The organism is Lysobacter xanthus (assembly GCF_047159895.1).
Genome location: NZ_BAAGAB020000163.1, coordinates 1 through 482 on the forward strand (window position 1 = coordinate 1; position 482 = coordinate 482).

The 482-nt window shown below is 59.8% G+C and carries 1 protein-coding gene; it reads left to right on the forward strand.

The features are described 5' to 3' along the window. The first annotated feature begins 131 nt into the window (after nucleotides 1–131). Nucleotides 132–479, forward strand: a complete 348-nt coding sequence (locus tag ACY35P_RS15655) for a hypothetical protein (protein WP_462116760.1) — start codon at nucleotides 132–134, stop codon at nucleotides 477–479. The last annotated feature ends 3 nt before the right edge of the window (nucleotides 480–482 follow it).

A 482-nucleotide genomic window follows, 5' to 3' on the forward strand; every position in this document is an offset into this window, starting at 1 on the left:
CTAACAATTCGTCCAAGCCGACGCCGCTTCGCGGCGCGGCTTAACTCAGGTGTTAGAGGGCACTGCCAGTGCGTCGCAAAGTGTTGCAGGACATCGCCAATACTCTCTGCCCCATGCTGGTGGGGTGGCGCATGACCGAAGACCTGGAAAAGCTCGCTGAGCTTCCGGATGGCAGGCTTGAAATTGACGTACTACGCGGCGAAGCGTCGCACTCCAGCGGGGTCGAGCCACACCTTTTCATCGCCGGCGAGTTGCAGGCATGGCTGGTTTCACGCTTGAGCCAGCTGGCCATTCCCGCTGCGGCTGTCGTCAAGGCCGAGGTTGTCGCGGATATCCGCACCCATCTCCTCGCCACCAACCGTAAGCGCATCGTGTCATTCGATTTCGCTGTGATCTCGCTCGTTGCCACGGAAGAGCGCGAATACCATGGCAGCCTTACAGAAACGCACAGCTGGCATAGCCGTGTCGGTGCCCTCTAACAA

Excerpts from the sequence above, each read along its gene's own strand:
- ACY35P_RS15655 (WP_462116760.1), top strand. The coding sequence starts at position 132 with ATGACCGAAGACCTGGAAAAGCTCGCTGAGCTTCCGGATGGCAGGCTT.